The sequence below is a fragment of the Cupriavidus sp. 05L411 genome, assembly GCF_056398045.1.
In genome coordinates this window covers 169,045-186,701 of record NZ_JBFTOQ010000001.1, presented here as the reverse complement: position 1 = coordinate 186,701, position 17,657 = coordinate 169,045, and the positions used below count along the sequence as shown (strand labels likewise).

The following is a 17,657-nucleotide window of genomic DNA, read 5'->3' as shown; positions in this document are numbered from 1 at the left end:
GGATGGGTACGGTGCCCTGGCCCCTGTGCCGATGACAAGCGGGCAATATGCCGAGAAGAGCCTTTCCCTCCGGCGCGCGCCCGCATAATATTGAGCACAACCCGCATAATCCACACAAACCTCTGCACCAACAACCCCAGGAAATACCATGTCAAACTCCCAAGCCACCGCCCGGATCGGCTCGGTCGATGCCAACTACCTGGTGCACCTGCAGGCTGGCAGCCACGCACTGGTCGGTGACGAATCCGCCGGGCTGGGCGGCACGGACCAGGGCCCGCCGCCCTTTGCCTTCGTGCTGTCCGGGCTGGTGTCCTGCACCGCCATCACGCTGAAAATGTATATGCAGAGGAAACAGTGGCCCGTGGCCGATGTGGAAGTCACGGCGGTCTTCCAGGGCAAGGATGAGGCACGCTTCATCCGGCGCGAAGTCCGGCTTAGCGGCGTGGAACTGGGCGAGGCCGAGCGCGAGCGGCTCGCGCAGATCTGCGAGCGCACGCCGGTGACGTTGTTCCTCAAGGGTGCGTCGAGGATCGAGACAACCTTCCTCTGAGAAGCCCCAAGAAAAACCGGAAGGGACAACCCGAGGGCCGCCTCTTCCGGTTCGTGCCGGCGGCCTACCCGGCGGCAGTCTCCGCCAGATGGGTGCGCACCACCACCTCCGAATGCAGGGTCCGGTGGACCGGGCACTTGTCGGCGATCTCCAGCAGCGCCGCGCGCTGCGCCTCGTCCAGCGGGCCGCGCATGGTGATCTCCCGCTCGATCCAGTCGATCTTGCCTTCGGTGGTGGAGCACTCCGCGCAATCGGTCGCGTGGATCTTCTCGTGGCGCAGCGTCACGGCCACGTGCTCCAGTGGCCAGCCCTTGCGATCGGCATACATGCGCATGGTCATGGCGGTGCAGGCGCCCAGCCCCGCCAGCAGCAAGTCGTAAGGCGCGGGCCCACCGTTGAGGCCGCCAAACGAAACGGGCTCGTCGGCCAGCAAGTGATGAGGCCCGGCGGTGATGCGCTCCTGGTACTTGCCGGCGTGGCTTTCCTCCACCCGCACCAGCCCTTCCTCGGCCACCGCGGCCGGCACATCCAGGGCATCGATGTCGAGATAGCGCTGGCTCCATGCCGCGATGGTGTTGGCCACGTAAACAGCATCGGCCTTGCGCGTGAGCAGGTGATCGGCGCGGTCGAGCGAGACGAAGCTCTTGGGATGCTTGGCGGCAATGAAGATCTGCGTGGCGTTATCGATGCCGACGGTGTCGTCCTGCGGCGCATGCATGACCAGCAGCGCCTTGCGCAGCTTGGCTACGCTATCGAGCAGCTTCTGCTCGGCCACGTCTTCGATGAACTGCCGCTTGATCTTGAACGGACGGCCGGCAAGCCGGACCTCCGCCTCTCCATCGGCCTCGATGCGCGCGGCCTGGTCGCCGAACAGGCCGACCACATGGCTCGGATCGCTCGGCGCGGCGATGGTGACGACCGCCTTGGCTTCGGGGATGCCGTGCGCGGCGCTGAGCACCGCCGCGCCGCCCAGGCTGTGGCCAATCAGCAAGGCCGGCGCCCGGTGGTGCTGGCGCAGATAGTCCGCCGCCGCCAGCAGGTCGGCCACGTTGGACGAGAAATTGGTATTGGCGAAATCGCCGCCGCTGCCGCCAAGGCCGGTGAAATCAAAGCGCAGCACGGCGATGCCGTGTGCCGTCAGCGCCTGCGCGATACGCGTCGCCGCCAGCACGTCCTTGCCGCAAGTGAAGCAATGGGCGAACAAGGCAAAGGTGCGCACCGGGCCAACTGGCAAATCCAGCCGCGCGGAGAGTTGCTGACCATCACTTCCCGGGAACTGCAGGCGCTGGGCTTCCATGGGTATCCTCATGCTTGACGCGAACTGTATGAGGTTCCCACTCTAGCCAAGTTTGCCGCCGGGTGCTACTGGCGTCGCATGGCTGGACGGCTAGCTGGACGCGCACAGTGTTGCAATCAAGGGGCACGAGCCAGTGCCGCCATTGGCGTGGCATTGCCCGATCAACCTGTGCAAATCGGTACGCAGCGCCTGCAACTCCCGCAGGCGCGCTTCCACCGCCTGGAGCTTGCGTTCAGCCAGCGCACGCGCGGTCCCGCACGTGCTGCCGTCATTGAGTTGCAACAAGGCGCGGATTTCATCCAGCGTGAATCCAAGCGCCTGGGCTCTGCGGATGAAGCTCAGCCGCTGCAGGCTTTCACGTGAATATTGCCGGATGCCGCCATGCGCTCGCTCTGGCACCGGCAAGAGGCCGCACCGGTGGTAGTAACGCACCGTTTCCACGCCGACATTCGCCGCCTTGGCCACCTGCCCGATCGTCAGTGTCAATTCCATCGCTTGACTCCGTACCTGAGTACGCACCTAGACTACGTGCAAGCCGGCCTTAAGGAAAGGGGATGCGCGCCGCCCTACTGCAGTCGACCATCACCTGCCCACATTGCGGACACCGGAGCGTCGAGGACATGCCCACCGACGCGTGCCTGTGGTGCTACACGTGCGGGCACTGCAACGCCGTGCTGAAACCCAAGGCCGGGGACTGCTGCGTATTCTGCTCCTATGGCGATACCCGCTGCCCGCCGCGCCAGCAAGAACCTGGCGAGCGCAAGCGATGCTTCGCTCGTGCCCCCTGATCTGCCATTGCCTCGCTCCCATCATGCTATGTCCAAGCTGCAGGAAATCTGATTTGTCGGTGGCAACGTTCGAGATAGATACGCCCGAGCTAAGTTCATCTTTCCTCCTGACCGTGCTCAAATGCCCCCTGTGCAGCAAAGGGATCATTGCGGAAAAGGAACTCCAACGGATATTCCGCAAGGACTGGGAGCCGGCGATGACCGGCGAACCGGGCCCGCCCTTGCGACTTCGGGAATCCGGCGCCGGCCGCTGATCCTGGCATGGGCCCGCCGGCTCACATGCGCGCTTTCTCGCTGCCCTTGAGCGCGCTGCGCAGGTAGTCCGCCAGCGCCACCACATTGCCCGGGGTGGCGGGCGCCCGCTTCCATACCAGCCCCACATCCATCGACGGCACCTTGTCGGCAATCCCGCGCCGCACGATGCGCTGCCCCTCCAGCGACCACGGCCGGTAGACCAGATCGGACAGGATGGCGATGCCGCGCCCGGCCGCCACCAAGCTGCGGACCGCCTCGATCGAGCAGCTCTGGTAGCGGACCTGGGGCGCCAGTCCATATTGCCCCCAGTACTTGCCAACCGTGGCAATGTGCTCGTCCATGTCGAGCAGGATGTAGTCATGCCGCGCCACGTCCGCCAGGCCGATGCGGTCCGCCATCATCAGCGGATGCTCGGGATGGCCCCATAGCTGCCTTGGCGAGCGCAGCAGCGTTTCGCAAGTGACATGGTCGAGCCCAGGCAGGTTCGAAACCAGCAGCAGGGCAATATCGATCTCGCCACGCAGGATGCCTCGCTCGATGTCATGCCGTTCCCGCTCCAGCAACTCAAGCCGCAGCCGGGGGAACTTTCTCTCGATGGACTCCAGCAAGCCGGGCAGCACATAGGCCGTGATGGTTTCGGTCACACCCAGGCGCACCGTGCCCGCGATGTCTACCGGCGCCACGCTGACCGCTTCCACCGCATCCAGCACGGCGTCCTCGATCTGCTGCGCATGCCGCAGGAAACGCGTACCGGCTTCGGTGAGGCGCACGCCGCTGGCGTGCCGGGTGAACAACTGCACGCCTACCGCTTCCTCCAGGCTCTTCAGGGAGGCCGTCATGGACGACTGCGACACATGGCAACGAAGCGCCGCACGCGACACCTGTCCTGTCTCGGCGATGGCCACGAAATGCTGCAGTTGTTTCAAAGTGGGAAGCATCGATTCTTCCGATATTGCTATGTCGAAATTATGAATTAGAAATACTTCCTCATGCTAGCTAGCATCCGGTCAGGAGACAAGATGCGGTGACAACCATGATTCAGGAAGACAAGCGCGGCTACTGCACGTTGTGCCGCTCCCGATGCGGCACGGTGAACGTGGTGGCAAACGATGCGCTGATCGCAGTGCGCCCCGACACCGCGCACCCCACGGGCAAGGCCATGTGCATGAAGGGAAAATCCGCGCCGGAACTGGTCCATAGCGCTGACCGCGTGCTGTATCCGATGCGGCGGACCACCCCCAAGACCGATGCGGATCCCGGCTGGCAGCGCATCAGCTGGGAGCAGGCCCTGGCCGAGGTTGCGCAGCGCCTGCTCCAGGCCAGGCGCGAGGGCGGCGCCGAATCGGTCGCCTTTGCCGTCACCACGCCGAGCGGCACGCCGCTGTCCGACAGCATCGACTGGATCGAGCGGCTTATCCGGCTCTTTGGCAGTCCCAACACCTGCTACGCCACGGAAATCTGCAACTGGCACAAGGACTATGCGCACGCCTTCACCTTCGGCTGCGGCATGCCGACCGCCGATTACCGCAACGCCGAACTCATCGTGTTGTGGGGCCATAACCCGACCAACACCTGGCTGTCGCAAGCCGAAGCGATTGGCGCTGGCAGGGCCGCCGGCGCCAAGCTGCTGGTGGTGGACCCCAGGGAGACAGCGCTGGCAGGCCAGGCGGAGCAATGGCTGCGCGTGCGGCCAGGCACGGACGCCGTGCTCGCCATGGCGATCGCCAACCTGCTGATCGAAGCCAATGCGTTCGACCTGGCCTTCGTGCGGCAATGGACCAATGGCCCCTTGCTGGTGCGCTGCGACAACGCGCGCTTCCTGCGGGGCCGCGACCTGGGGCTGGCCGATGGCGATGCCTACCTGGTCTGGGACGCCCATGCCGGACAAGCCCGGCCGTCGTCGGCGCTGGCCGGGCGGGATTTCGAGCATGTCGCGCTAAGAGGCACATTCGAAGTGGGCCACGCCACAGCCACGGCCACGCTCGCTTGCCGTCCCGCCTTCGACCTGTATGCCGGCGAATGCGCCCGTTACCCCGTCGACGTAGCCGCGCGGCTCACCTGGGTGGCGCAGGCGGATATCCGCCATGCGGCAAGCCTGTTCGGCTCGGCCAGGCGCGTGGCCTATCACGCCTGGTCTGGCGTTGGCCAGCATGACAACGCAACCCAGACGGACCGGGCAATCGCCTGCCTCTATGCCTTGACCGGCAGTTTCGACAAGCCGGGAGGCAACCGGATCTTTCAAAAGCCCCCGTACAACCCGGTCAGCAGCTTCGACCTGCTGCCGCCGGCGCAGAAGAGCAAGGCGCTGGGCTATGACGCGAGGCCGCTCGGGCCGCCCGCGCAGGGATGGGTCACCGCGCGCGACCTTTACCGGGCGATCCTGCACGCGCAGCCCTACGCCGTGCGCACGCTGATGGCATTCGGCACCAATCCCCTGCTCTCGCAAGCCGATGTGGAAGACGGCGAGCGCGCGCTGCGCAGCCTGGACTTCTATGTCCATTGCGATTTATTCGAAACCCCCAGTTCCCGCTACGCCGATATCCTGCTGCCGGTCAACACGCCGTGGGAGCGCGAGGGACTGCGCATCGGTTTCGAGATCTCCGCCGAGGCCGAGCAACTGGTGCAGTTGCGCCAGCGCATGGTGTCGCCGCGCGGCGAGTCGCGCTCGGACAACGACATCGTGTTCGATCTCGCCGTCAGGCTGGGCATGGGGCAGGCGTTCTTTGGCGGCAGCCTGGAGGCGGGATGGAATCATATGCTCGCCCCTTCGGGGTTGACGGTGGACAGGCTGCGCGAGCAGCCGGAAGGCATCCGCGTGCCCGTTGCCGACGTGGAGCGCAAGTATGCGGGCCGGCCGCGTGAGCGCGCCTTCCATACGCAAACGGGGCTGGTGGAGTTGTACTCGGAACAGCTGCTGCGTCACGGCTATCCGCCACTGCCACGCGCCGGCCAGTGCCCCGAAGAAGCGGACGACACTGCCGGCGGCGCCTATCCTTTCGTCCTGACCTCGGCCAAAAGCGGCTACTACTGCCACAGCCAGCATCGCGGGCTGCCCTCGCTGCGGCGCCGCGCACTGCAACCCGAAGCGGAAATTCCGGCCGCGCTGGCGGCCGCGCGCGGGATTGCCAGCGGCGATGCGATCCGGGTGACCACGTCCATCGGCAGCGCAAGGTTTATCGCCAAGGTCCGGGAAGGCCTGCATCCCCGCGTGGTGGTCGGCGAGTTTGGCTGGTGGCAGCGCTGCGATGCGCTTGCGCAGACCGCGCTCGGCGTCACGGGCGAGAACAACAGCAACTACAACGGCTTGATCGCCGCGGACAGCATCGATCCGGTCAGCGGCTCCGTGCCGCTGCGGGCCTACCGCTGCAACGTCGAGCCCGATCCGGCTTTCGACGTAACGCGCCGCCGGTGGGACGGCTATCGCGCCTTTCGCGTCGCGAGCCTGGCGAAGGAAGCGCGCGAGGTCATGTCGGTATGCCTGGAGCCCCTGGATGGTGGCGGCTTGCCGGACTTCCTGCCGGGCCAGCATGTGACGATCAAGCTCACCGTGCCGCCCGCCGGCGAAGAGATCGTGCGCTCGTATTCGCTGACCGGCCCCGCCGTCTTGCCGGCGCGGCGCGGCTACTCGATCTCCGTGCGCCGCGCCGCGGGCCTGACCGATACCGGCGAGGCCGTGTTCGGGCGCGCTTCGTCGCATATCAACCTGTGCCTTGCGGTTGGCGACATCGTCTCGCTGCGCGCGCCGTCCGGCACCTTTGTCATGCCGGTGCGCACCCGGCGCCCGCTGGTGCTGCTGGCCGGCGGGATCGGCATCACGCCGTTTATCTGCCTGCTCGAATCGCTGGCCGGGCTCGCCGATCCGCCAAGGATGCTGCTGTTGTACGCGAACCAGAACGGCCTGGCCCATGCGTTCCGGTCACGCATCCGGGCGCTGCGGCACACCCTGCCGACGCTGGAGGTCGTCAACTTCTACGACCGTCCCGCGCAAGGCGACGTGCCCGGCGTCGACTACGACGTGGCCGGACGCGTCAGCGCCGAGCATGTCCCCGCCGGACTGCTCGGCCAGCGCCCGCTCGTCTATATGTGCGGCCCCGCGCCAATGATGACCGCCTTCGCCAATGCGCTCGCCGAGCGTGGCGTGCCGCGCGCCGACATCTTGCGCGAAGTGTTCCGCTCGCCCGAGCGCGTGGCGGCCGGGCCAGGCCAGCAGTTCAATGTGGTGTTCGCCAGGTCCGGCACCATCGGCACCTGGCGCTCGGCGGACGGCCCCCTGCTGGGCTTCGCTGAAAAACTCGGCCTGGCACTGCCCAGCGGCTGCCGGGTCGGCCAGTGCGAGAGCTGCGCGGTTTCGGTCGTGTCGGGCCGCATCCGGCACCTGCATGGCGAGGAGCCCGAGGATGCCGGCATGTGCCTGGCGTGCCAGGCCGTGCCCGCCAGCGACATCGTGCTGAACGCGTGATCGCGCCCGCCGCCGCCCTTTTTTCAACCCCACCCAAGCCAACATGCTGATACTCGACTCCGACACCACCCGCGCGCTGCTGCCGTTCGCCAAACTCGTGCCCGCCCTGCGCGACGCGTTTATCCGCGGCTGCGAGGTCCCCCAGCGCCACAGCCATGTCATCGATCCGCACGGCGCGGCGCCGGGGACGATGCTGCTGATGCCCTCGTGGCAGGCCGGCGCCTATCTCGGCGTGAAGACCGTGACCATCTACCCGGGCAATACGCTGTCCGGGCTGCCGGGCTTGTACTCGACCTACCTGCTGCACGATGCGTGCACCGGCAAGCCGCTGGCCATGATCGATGGCAACGAGATCACGTCCAGGCGCACCGCCGCCGCGTCGGCGCTGGCGGCCTCTTACCTGAGCCGCCATGATGCTTCGTCGATGCTGGTGCTCGGCGCGGGCCGCGTTGCCAGCCTGCTGCCCCATGCCTATCGCACCATCAGGCCGATCCAGCGCGTTGCCGTCTGGGATATCAACGCGAGCCAAGGCGAAGCGCTGGCGGCAAGACTGCTGGCCGACGGCTTCGAGGCGCGCTTTGTCCCGACGATCGCCGCCGCCTGCGAAGACGCTGACATCGTGACCTCGGCCACGCTCTCCACCTCGCCGCTCGTGCAGCGCGCGTGGCTCAGGCCCGGCACCCACCTGGACCTGATCGGCGGCTTCACGCCGGCCATGCGCGAGGCCGACGACGGCTGCTTCGAGTCAACCTCCGTCTTCGTCGATACCAGCGAAGCCGTGCTCAAGGCCGGCGACCTGCTCCACCCCATCGAAGCTGGCGTGCTCAAGGCCGCCGACATCCGGGCCACGCTCGCGGACCTGTGCCAGCAGCGCCATCCCGGCCGCGCGGATGACACGGAGATCACCCTCTTCAAGGCCGTCGGCACCGCGCTGGAAGACCTCGCGGCCGCCGTCATGGCCTACGAAGGATTCGAAGGCTCGCCGCACACCACGCCGCGCGCAGAAAGCCATGGCAATGCAAGGAGACAAGCATGAAAAGCACCCCCCTATCCCTGGACACAACGGACCAGCCTGAACACCCGGACCACCCGGGCCGCGGCGGACTGGAGCGCCTGGCCGTCAAGGTCACCGACTGGTCCGAGCGCTGGTTCCCCGACTCGTATATCTTCGCCGCCATCGCGGTGATCGTCGTGGCGCTTGGCGCGATGGCCATCGGCGCGCCCGCGCAAGGCGTGGCCCGCGCATTTGGCGACGGCTTCTGGAGCCTGATCCCGTTCACCATGCAGATGGCGGTGGTGGCCATCTCGGGCTATGTCGTGGCGGCCTCGCCCCCGGCTTGCCTGCTGATCGAGCGGCTAGCCGCCCTGCCGCGCACAGCACGCGGCGCCATCGCCTTTGTCGCGCTGGTCAGCCTGCTGACCTCCCTGCTCAACTGGGCCATCAGCCTGATCTTCAGCGGGCTGCTGGTGCGGGCCATTGCACGACGCACCGGGCTGCGCGTGGACTATCGCGCAGCCAGCGCCGCCGCCTACCTGGGGATGGGTGCCACCTGGGCACTGGGCTTAAGTTCGTCCGCTGCGCAGTTGCAGGCCAACCCCGCCAGCCTGCCCAAGTCGCTGCTGGATATCACCGGCGTGATTCCGTTTTCGCAGACCATTTTCCTGTGGCAATCGATGGCGATGACGGCCGTGCTGATCATCGCTTCCTTGCTGGTAGCGTATTTTTCAGCGCCGGCGGGCGAGCGTGCGCGCACCGCGCAGGACATGGGCGTGGAAATCGACGATGCCGGCGATGGCATTGGCCGCCCCACGCGCCCCGGCGAATGGCTGGAGTACAGCCCCTTGCTGACCCTGCTGATCGTCGCCCTCGGCGCCGGTTGGCTGGTGCATGAGTTCACCACCAAGGACCCGATCCTCGCGATCTCCAACCTCAACACCTACAACTTCCTGTTCCTGATGCTGGGAATGCTGCTGAACTGGCGTCCGAAGCGCTTCCTGCGCGCCGTGGCCAGATCCGTGCCATCCACCGCGGGGGTGCTGATCCAGTTTCCGCCGTACGGCGGCATCGCGTTCATCCTCACCAAGGCGGCCGGCATGGATGGCAAGACGTTGTCGCACCACCTGGCATCGGCTTTCGTCTCGGTCGCCACCAAGGAATCGTTCTCCGCGGTGATGGGCGTCTATTCCGCCGTGCTGGGCTTCTTCGTGCCATCGGGTGGCGGCAAATGGGTCATCGAGGCGCCTTACGTGATGCAGGCTGCCAATGAACTGCAAGTCCACCTGGGCTGGGCGGTTCAGGTGTACAACGCCGCCGAGGCGCTGCCCAACCTGATCAACCCGTTCTGGATGCTGCCGCTGCTGGGTGTGCTGGGGATCCGGGCCAAGGACGTGGTCGGATTTACTTTCACCCAGTTGCTGGTCCACGCGCCGCTTGTGCTGTTCATGCTGTGGGCCTTTGCTTCGACGCTGCCTTACCGGCCGCCTGTCATGCCTTGATGCCGTGGTGCCGTGGTGCCTTGCCATTGAGTGGCTTGGCAGGCCTGGCGGCCAGGTCGGCGGCGGCGGACAAACCCGGAGGGATCCCATTCCCGGTTTAAGATGCTGCTTTTCGGGCCGGCGCGACCGGCCAATTTCCCCCTCCACTCTGCCAGCACACACATGAAGAAGATTGCACTGCTACTCGCCGCACTGGGCATGGCGTCCATCGCCCACGCTGCCGCCCCGGCCGCGGAAACCCTGCCGTCCGGCATGTCCATCCAGACCATTGTCAAGGGCACCGGCGCCACGCCGAAGGCCTCCGATGTGGTCAAGGTGCACTACCGCGGCACGCTCACCGACGGGACCGAGTTCGACAGCTCCTACAAGCGCGGCCAGCCGATCTCGTTCCCGCTGAACCGCGTCATTCCCTGCTGGACGGAAGGCGTGCAGAAGATGCAGGTTGGCGGCAAGGCCAAGCTGGTGTGCCCGGGCCCGACCGCCTATGGCGCGCGCGGCGTGCCCGGCACGATCCCGCCGAACGCCACGCTGAACTTTGAAGTCGAGCTGCTCGGCGTCGGCAACTGACAGCAACCGCCGGCAACTGACGCAAGGCGGTCTCACCGCCTTTCGCAAGGCCCCGGCCTCCCGGCCGGGACGCAATTGGCACAATTGACAGACACCGCACGGCTACGCCTGCGCTGCCGTGGCCATTGCGCACAGCGCGAGCCATCTGTTTTCGACCGGGGACGCGCCGCTAAGGCGCATGGATGCAGCACGCGTTCTTAGCGGAAGGAAGGCAGAAGGGAAAGAGCCGGCATGCTGCTTGGCGGCGGCGCGCGGCGCGCTGCGCGACGGCACACAATAGTTCCGGCAATGGGCGGGTCAGGCGGAACGTAGCAGGCCGCCCCGCCCGGCCAGGACAGCCAGCATTACTCGTCTGAACCGCCTGGCGCCATGGCGCGGCGCTTGCGCGTGACCACCAGGGGTGCCTGGGCGTTGCCTTCCGAAGACACACGCGGCGGACGGGGGCCCGAGCCCGGCGTCCGCGGGCCTGCGCCGGGCGGACGTGCGCCGCCACCGCCGCCGGGAGGACGCGTGCCGGTATCCAGCTGGATCGTCGAGATGGCGCGCTTGTAGATGGTCTGCATGCCGCCGGGCGTGCTCAGCATCACCACGAATGCGTCGAAGGACTCGATGGAGCCGACGAGCCGGATGCCGCTGACCAAGTACACCTGCACACGCTTGCGCTCTTTGCGCGTGGTGTTCAGGAAGGAGTTTTGCGGGTTGGTGTCGTCAAGCTGCATGGGATATTGAGAGTAAGGCAGACGAAGCGCTGCGAGAAAAAGATGGCTACTGCGGCGCAGCTTCGTCGGCGGTGCACCGATGCACAATATCGGTGCGCACGCACTAACGCAAGATGAATCAGGCACGCCGGGATGGCAGCGCATCATGATTGCTTGCAGTGGCTAGGCTTGCCATTCTAGCGCAAGCCGGATGCAGTTCCCCGCGCAAGGAGCATGCCAACGGTTCCGGCGCCCGGCTGAAAGCCACCTCAAGACCACCCCAAAGGCCACCCCAAGGCCACCTCGCACGCGGATCACGGCACCAGGCTCCCATCCTTTCGCGCCGCCCGCTTTGCCATTAACATGTCCGCCCACGATCCAGCAGGCCACCACATGAAGCTCAACCAGCTGCGCGCCCTGGCCGCCATTGCCGAAACCGGCAGCATCCAGGAAGCCTCGCGCATCCTTCACCTGACGCAGCCCGCGCTGAGCAAGGCGATCAAGGAGCTGGAGAGCAGCGTCGGCGCCACCTTGTTTGTGCGCTCCAGCAAGGGCGTGCAGCTCACGCCCTATGGGCAGCGGCTGGTCTCGCATGCGCGGCTGATCAGCGAGAATGTGCGCCGCGCGCGCGAAGACCTGGAAGACATGAAAGGCACGGTGCAAAGCGAGATCACCGTGGGGGTGACGCCGGTCACGGCGCTGATGCGGCCGATGGCGGCCTGCCTGAGCACCTTCCGCCGCGAGTTCCCGAACGCCCGGCTGCGGGTGCTGGAAATGCGTCCGGCGCAGTTGCTGGAGCACCTGCGCGAGGGCACCATGGATTTCGCGGTGACCTCGCAGTTGCTGCCGCTGGATCGCGGGCTGGACTGCACCCAGGTGTGCCGGCTGCCGACCGTGATCGGTGCCCGGCGCGGGCATGCGCTGCGCGCGGCACGCTCGGTGCGCGTGCTGCAGCAGGCGGACTGGCTCGCGCTGGACCCACTGTCCGATGCCAGCTCGCCTTTTCATCAGTTGTTCGCGGGCAACGGCCTGGCGGTGCCGGGCCGGGTGGTCGAATGCACATCGATGGGCTTGGCGCTGGACCTGTGCTGGCAGGTTGACACCCTGATCCTGCTTTCCAGCGAGTCGCTTGGCAGCAAGTACATCACCGAGCGGATGGATTTCATCGAGGTCGCCGAGCCCGTGCCCGACCGCATCATCTCCCTGGTCACGCGCGACCGGCATGTGCTGACATGGGCGGCGGCGCGCCTGCACGACGCCGTGCTGCAAGCGCTGGCGGACCACTACCCGCCACCGGGCAACCCCGCCGCCCAGTGAGCGGCCCCGCATGCGCCGGCAACGCGCTGGCCCGGCATGACGCAAACCCACCCCCGATTAAAACCCATAACAATCAATTAGTTACGGGTAACAATCAAATCGAAGGGCAATGAAAACAAGCCCATTGCCTGACGCCGCGCGCCCAATCGGCGGCCGACCCCTGATTCCCAATGCTCATACCCATGAAAAAAAGCGAAGTGCTTATCCAGCGCGCGGCCCCTACCATGCCCCCACACCGAGAGTAACGGGGCCACGCCGCACCCGCTGCCCATCTACCCCACCCGAGGAGGACAGCATGACCATCGCCCACACCGCACCAGGCCATCCGGCCGGCGCCGTGCCCGCCACTGCCGCCCGCCCGCACTCGCGCCGCGCCATCGTTGCCGCCGCCATCGGCAACGGGCTGGAAATGTATGACTTCACGGTCTATAGCTTCTTTGCCGCCACCATCGGCAAGTTGTTCTTCCCATCCAGCAGCCCGCTGGCATCGTTGCTGCTGTCTTTCGCCACCTTTGGTATCGGCTTCGTGATGCGTCCCCTGGGCGCCGCGCTGATCGGCAACCTGGCCGACCAGCGCGGCCGCAAGGCGGCGCTTACGCTCACCATCGTGCTGATGACGGCAGGCACAGCGCTGATCGCCTTCACGCCCACTCATGCCAGCATCGGCGTGGCCGCCACCGTGCTGGTGGTCGTCGGCCGGCTGCTGCAAGGCTTGTCGGCTGGCGGGGAAATCGGCGCCGCATCGGCCCTGCTGCTTGAGTCCGCCAGCAAGCGCAACCGTTGTTTCCTGGTCAGCTGGCAAGCCGCCACGCAAGGCGGTGCCGCGCTGCTGGGCGCGCTGACCGGTGCTGCGGTATCGGCCTTGCTCAGCCCCGACGCCATGCTTGCGTGGGGCTGGCGCCTGCCGTTCATGCTTGGCCTGCTGATTGCGCCGGTTGGCATGTATATCCGCCGGCACCTGCAAGAAACCCACGAAGGCGGCAGCACGCATGGCGGCGTGGGCAAGGTGTTTCGCGAGCATGGCCGCACGCTGCTGCTGGGCACATTGCTGATGACCGGCAGCACCGCATCCATGTACATCATGGTGTTCTACATGCCCACTTACCTGGTGAGCGCTCTGCATATGCCATCTGTCACCGCCTTCCTGGCGGCATGCACGGCAGGCGCTGCCATGCTGGTGATGGCGCCCTTGTTCGGCCTGCTGGCCGACCGGCTGCCGAGCCGCAAGCCCCTGCTGTTTGCGGGAGGGCTGACTTCGCTGGCGCTGGTCTATCCCAACTTCACGCTGCTCTCCGCAGGCCCCAGCCTGGCGCTCACCATGGCGCTGATCGGCGGGGCCGTGTCCCTGGGCTCGGTCGGCAGCGGCGCGGGGGCCGCCCTGATGATGGAAGCGCTGCCGCGCCACCAACGCGCCACCGGCATGTCAGTGATGTACAGTTTTGGCGTGACCGTGTTCGGCGGCTTCGCCCCGCTGATCGTGACCTGGCTGATCAGCGCCACGGGCAGCAACATGGCGCCTGCCGGATACCTGATCGCGGCCTCCTGCATCAGCCTGACCGCGCTGGCGCTGTTCCCCAGCCACCCTGGGCGCGACTGACCCGCGGCGCAAAACCCAACCCGTCCGACATCACGACACACACCCTGCAGCCATGACCAAGCACCCAGGAAACATCCCGCCGGCACTGACCGAATCCGCCGAGCGCTTCGCCGAACTGCGCCACCGCATCCACGCCCACCCGGAGCTTGGCGCCGACGTGCCACGCACCGCCGAGATGGCCGCCGCGCTGCTGCGCGAGTGGGGCTATAGCGTGCACACCGTGGGCGGCCACGGGCTGGTGGCGCAACTAAAGGTGGGCAACGGCGCGCGCACCATCGGCATCCGCGCCGACATGGACGCGCTGCCGCTGCAGGAGCGCACCGGCCTGCCCTATGCCAGCCAGGTAGCAGGACGCATGCACGCCTGCGGCCATGACGGCCACACCGTCACGCTGCTGGCCGCGGCCGAGTACCTGGCCGCCACGCGCCACTTCGACGGCACCCTCAACCTGATCTTCCAGCCCGACGAGGAAGGCATGACCGGCGCGCTGGCCATGATGAACGACGGCCTGTTCGAGCGCTTCCCCTGCGATGCGATCTACGCCTTTCACAATGCGCCCGGCCTGCCGGTGGGCATGGCGGTCGTGCAAAGCGGCCCGATGGGCGGCTCCTCGGACCGCGCCACGATCACGTTCCGCGGCAAGGGCGGCCATGGCGCCATGCCCCACCGCGCCACCGATCCCACGCTGGCCCTCGCATCGACCGTGGTGGCGCTGCAAGGCATCGTGGCGCGCAATGTGGCACCGGTCGACGCCGCTGTGATCAGCGTGGGCGAGATGCAGGCCGGCAGCACCTACAACATCATCCCGGAGACCGCAACGCTGAAGCTGAGCGTGCGCGCCACCGTGGCGCAGGTGCGAGACCTGCTTGAGACCCGCATCCGCGAGGTGGTGACGCACCAGGCCGCCTCGTGCGGCGTGACGGCAGACATCGCCTATGAACGCCTGGCGCCCGCGATCTGCAATACCGTGGAAGAAACCGCCATCGCACGGCAGGCCGTGGCCAGCGTGCTGGGCAGCGACAAGGTCATCCAGGTGTCGCCGTCGATGCAGATGGGCAGCGAGGATTTCGCGTGGATGCTGGAGAGGACGCCGGGCTGCTATTTTGCGCTGGGCAATGGCACCGGCGAATGGGTGGGCTGCTCGGTGCACAACGACGGATATGATTTCAACGACCAGCTGATTCCGCTTGGCGCTGCGTGCTGGGTGGCGCTGGCCGAAGGCTATTTGCGCGCCTGAGACCGCGGCATGGCCGGTTTTCTCCCTGCCTTCGCCAAGGCCTTGTCTGAGGTTATTTAGAGAGCGTCAGGGACACTGCCTGCAGGTGGGTAGCCGGCCCAGGGCGCCCCCGCACCAGGGGACACGGCCACGTAGGCACGGAGAACAACTCACCGACTCGCTTTGTCGCAACATGCGTGCGGGCATCGCGGGTTTACAGCTATCGTAACGGTGTTCAGGAACGTGGCGGCATCCGCTGATGGAGCGTAGTGGTTGTCGATGTCGCGAATCTCTGGCTGGTGAATGTCCGCGCCGTTGACATCCATGTGCTCAAGCAGATCGGCAAGCCAACGTGCACGCGCTTCGGCAAGCTTCCTGGAGATTCCGGCGCTCTCGTTCTGCCAGAGCGACATGAATACGTCAAAGCCCGCGGGAAACGCTTGCCGCGTATCACTGCGCCACGCGGCCAGCCGAGCAATTTCGGGAGCGGAGAGCTTCGCCGCCCCACGCTCGAAAATGGGTTCGTGCGTCAAGAATGCAGGCCGGCAGGCATAGGCAGGCAACACACAGAGCAATACGAATGCAACGAGCAGCTTTTTCATCACGGTCTCCATGCTGGCGGCCTGTAGCTCCAATTTGGGATGTTCGTCACGTAGTATGCGATGTTATCTGCATTGACGATGCAAAACTGATTGCGCGCTTTGGCCCGAAGCCTTGACAGGAGAATGCTGTACCACTTGCCTTCAGAGTTCATCGCCTCCGGGAAATGTGAAACCTCATGAATGAGTACTGTTAGCTTACTATCCTTATCGAAGGGGATTCCCTCTGGGCTATTCTGCTCGTGATCCAGACGGCAGAATTTTGGGCCGACAAAAATGGGGTAAGTGCCATCCGGCTTGCAAACACTCGCGGTAGCTTCAATCTCCCCATCGCGGGCACGCGGTACACACCCCACGCGCCGGAGTCCCTCTTCTGAATGGCGGTCAAAGTTCCTTTCACGCAAGCTTCCCATAATGTCACGGATTCTGGTCAACCCATCGCGTAGTGATTGCCGCGTATTGCCAGACGTGTGACCGAACCACAGAATCACCTTGTCCTGGTCTGCCTGATTCCACCGCGACAGCTCGAAAATCCGATCACTCAGCGCTGTATTTCGGTATCCAGACGGCAGTACCGCGGTGATTGTCGCGGGCGCTGGCAGCGCTATGAAGGTAGAAGACATGCCCGTTGCGATTGTCGGGAGCCCTCTGAGCAATGGCGACACCATAGTGTCCAGCCCTATCACGCCATTGGAATGTCATGAACTCGACGGCGAGCCCATTTTCGGCCTGCTTGATCCGTCATATCAAAGCGCAGGGGCTTAACCGTGGAACGCAGAGTTGCTTGTGTAGGTGATGCTCTCTCGACCGGCGGCAGGATTCTCCCGTATGCCGGACGAGTCTGCACCTTCGGGAGCGGCCATCAGGTCGCGCTCATTGGCGGGGATGCCTATTGTGAGGCTTGTAAGAGCATTGGCAGAATCGCAAAAACAGGCGGCCCTCGTCGAATCAATTTCATGGGCGAAACAGCCGCAGACGGTGACATGGTGCTGTGCAAGTGCGCAAGGCCTCCGCGAATCGTGGCGACCCTTTCCGGCAATAGCTGGTGCGATGACATGGCTGGCAGCGAGTATGCCAGCGATACATTTAGCGCCTTTGGTTATGACGATTCCACCTCCAGTCCTTTTGCTTACGACCAGCACTTTCTGATCGAGGACGAGGAAACGGGCGAGCCACTTGCCAATCGGCGTTATCGCCTCACGTATTCAGGTGGGGGGATCGATGGCCGCACGGACTCTCATGGGTTTACGCAGCGAATCGGAAGCGATAGCGCAGAAGCCGTACGACTGGAAATTTTCTAGGGAAAAAATGGGAAACGAAGCAATTTCAGTAAAAAATGGAAAAATGACGCCAGCGCAAGATCGAAACCCCATCAAAGCTCCCGTCAGGCCACCACTTTTATATTTTTCCATATATTACTATGACAAATACCATTCCTTCAAAAAGGCAGCCGAAACCAAAGAACGAGAAATAAGAAATTCTAGCAAATGGGATCAATCAAAAGATACCTACATTGCAATAGAAGTGCTAACAGAAGCCGATTTTCTTGCCGCCTGGGATCGCATAGCCAGTGTCGCCAATCAGGACGGACGTGTTATCGCCGAAGGTCACTTATTCACGCACGCAAGCAAACCGGGCGGCGAGAGTAGCGGCCTTGAATTCGCCGCCATACCTGGCACAGGCGATGGCACCCTCGATAAAGCCGAGTAGATGCGACTGCCGGTATTGCCGTGGCGAAAAACGGGCGAACTAGTCCTCTATGGTTGTAATACATCGCGGACTGGCGAGCGCAGAGAATGGACGCCAGCGCAGCTTTTT

Annotated in this window: 17 protein-coding genes; 11 read left to right on the top strand and 6 right to left on the bottom strand. The window is 65.2% G+C overall.

Features of this window, described 5'->3' with window-relative positions:
* The first annotated feature begins 148 nt into the window (after positions 1–148).
* The gene (locus tag AC1DQR_RS00845) at positions 149–550 is read left to right on the top strand and encodes an OsmC family protein (RefSeq protein WP_253929250.1); all 402 of its coding nucleotides are present in this window, start codon (positions 149–151) and stop codon (positions 548–550) included.
* 64 nt (positions 551–614) lie between these two features.
* Here AC1DQR_RS00845 and AC1DQR_RS00840 read toward each other — a convergent pair whose 3' ends face one another.
* Together AC1DQR_RS00840 and AC1DQR_RS00835 are read right to left on the bottom strand one after the other, a co-directional pair.
* The gene (locus tag AC1DQR_RS00840; protein WP_416052360.1) at positions 615–1,847 is read right to left on the bottom strand and encodes a bifunctional alpha/beta hydrolase/OsmC family protein; all 1,233 of its coding nucleotides are present in this window, start codon (positions 1,845–1,847) and stop codon (positions 615–617) included.
* Between the two features lie 90 nt (positions 1,848–1,937).
* A complete protein-coding gene (locus tag AC1DQR_RS00835) occupies positions 1,938–2,339 on the bottom strand; it encodes a MerR family transcriptional regulator (RefSeq protein ID WP_416052359.1) in 402 nt (133 codons plus the stop codon).
* 62 nt (positions 2,340–2,401) lie between these two features.
* On the opposite strand from AC1DQR_RS00835, the gene AC1DQR_RS00830 reads away from it, so the two are divergent.
* Positions 2,402–2,635, top strand: a complete 234-nt coding sequence (locus tag AC1DQR_RS00830) for a GDCCVxC domain-containing (seleno)protein (protein WP_416052358.1) — start codon at positions 2,402–2,404, stop codon at positions 2,633–2,635.
* Positions 2,636–2,910: 275 nt separating this feature from the next.
* Here AC1DQR_RS00830 and AC1DQR_RS00825 read toward each other — a convergent pair whose 3' ends face one another.
* Positions 2,911–3,828 carry a LysR family transcriptional regulator gene (locus AC1DQR_RS00825; RefSeq protein ID WP_477132343.1) on the bottom strand — a complete coding sequence of 306 codons (918 nt, stop codon included), beginning with the start codon at positions 3,826–3,828 and terminating at the stop codon, positions 2,911–2,913.
* A 95-nt stretch (positions 3,829–3,923) separates the two neighbouring features.
* Between AC1DQR_RS00825 and AC1DQR_RS00820 the strand changes: the two genes are divergently transcribed.
* The 4 genes from AC1DQR_RS00820 (at position 3,924) to AC1DQR_RS00805 (ending at position 10,412) form a co-directional block, all read left to right on the top strand.
* Positions 3,924–7,349, top strand: a complete 3,426-nt coding sequence (locus AC1DQR_RS00820; protein ID WP_477132439.1) for a molybdopterin-dependent oxidoreductase — start codon at positions 3,924–3,926, stop codon at positions 7,347–7,349.
* Between the two features lie 43 nt (positions 7,350–7,392).
* Positions 7,393–8,385 carry a bifunctional Delta(1)-pyrroline-2-carboxylate/Delta(1)-piperideine-2-carboxylate reductase gene (gene lhpI, locus AC1DQR_RS00815; protein ID WP_477132342.1) on the top strand — a complete coding sequence of 331 codons (993 nt, stop codon included), beginning with the start codon at positions 7,393–7,395 and terminating at the stop codon, positions 8,383–8,385.
* The gene (locus AC1DQR_RS00810; RefSeq protein WP_477132341.1) at positions 8,382–9,845 is read left to right on the top strand and encodes a short-chain fatty acid transporter; all 1,464 of its coding nucleotides are present in this window, start codon (positions 8,382–8,384) and stop codon (positions 9,843–9,845) included. Before lhpI ends, AC1DQR_RS00810 begins: the two co-directional genes overlap by 4 nt.
* Before the next feature lie 162 nt (positions 9,846–10,007).
* Positions 10,008–10,412, top strand: a complete 405-nt coding sequence (locus AC1DQR_RS00805; RefSeq protein WP_416052354.1) for an FKBP-type peptidyl-prolyl cis-trans isomerase — start codon at positions 10,008–10,010, stop codon at positions 10,410–10,412.
* A 344-nt stretch (positions 10,413–10,756) separates the two neighbouring features.
* Here the strand turns inward: AC1DQR_RS00805 and hfq are convergent, their stop codons facing one another.
* Positions 10,757–11,131, bottom strand: a complete 375-nt coding sequence (hfq, locus tag AC1DQR_RS00800; RefSeq protein WP_006163828.1) for an RNA chaperone Hfq — start codon at positions 11,129–11,131, stop codon at positions 10,757–10,759.
* A gap of 372 nt (positions 11,132–11,503) precedes the next feature.
* Here hfq and AC1DQR_RS00795 point away from each other — a divergent pair, with 372 nt between their 5' ends.
* The 3 genes from AC1DQR_RS00795 (at position 11,504) to AC1DQR_RS00785 (ending at position 15,261) form a co-directional block, all read left to right on the top strand.
* Positions 11,504–12,427 (top strand): LysR family transcriptional regulator, encoded by a 924-nt coding sequence (locus tag AC1DQR_RS00795; RefSeq protein WP_477132340.1) that lies wholly within the window; start codon positions 11,504–11,506, stop codon positions 12,425–12,427.
* Between the two features lie 295 nt (positions 12,428–12,722).
* Positions 12,723–14,024, top strand: coding sequence for an MFS transporter (locus tag AC1DQR_RS00790; protein ID WP_477132339.1), 1,302 nt, complete (start codon positions 12,723–12,725; stop codon positions 14,022–14,024).
* A 52-nt stretch (positions 14,025–14,076) separates the two neighbouring features.
* Complete coding sequence (locus AC1DQR_RS00785) at positions 14,077–15,261, top strand: M20 aminoacylase family protein (RefSeq protein WP_416052351.1); 1,185 nt, start codon at positions 14,077–14,079, stop codon at positions 15,259–15,261.
* Between the two features lie 149 nt (positions 15,262–15,410).
* Here AC1DQR_RS00785 and AC1DQR_RS00780 read toward each other — a convergent pair whose 3' ends face one another.
* On the bottom strand, positions 15,411–15,842 hold the full coding sequence (locus tag AC1DQR_RS00780; RefSeq protein ID WP_416052350.1) for a hypothetical protein: 432 nt from the start codon (positions 15,840–15,842) through the stop codon (positions 15,411–15,413).
* Positions 15,842–16,462: a M35 family metalloendopeptidase gene (locus AC1DQR_RS00775; protein ID WP_416052349.1), complete on the bottom strand. Its 621-nt coding sequence runs from the start codon at positions 16,460–16,462 to the stop codon at positions 15,842–15,844. The genes AC1DQR_RS00780 and AC1DQR_RS00775 overlap by 1 nt, the downstream gene beginning before the upstream one ends.
* A gap of 333 nt (positions 16,463–16,795) precedes the next feature.
* Between AC1DQR_RS00775 and AC1DQR_RS00770 the strand changes: the two genes are divergently transcribed.
* Positions 16,796–17,140, top strand: coding sequence for a hypothetical protein (locus tag AC1DQR_RS00770; RefSeq protein WP_477132338.1), 345 nt, complete (start codon positions 16,796–16,798; stop codon positions 17,138–17,140).
* 7 nt (positions 17,141–17,147) lie between these two features.
* The gene (locus AC1DQR_RS00765; RefSeq protein WP_416052347.1) at positions 17,148–17,549 is read left to right on the top strand and encodes a hypothetical protein; all 402 of its coding nucleotides are present in this window, start codon (positions 17,148–17,150) and stop codon (positions 17,547–17,549) included.
* Positions 17,550–17,657: the final 108 nt, after the last annotated feature.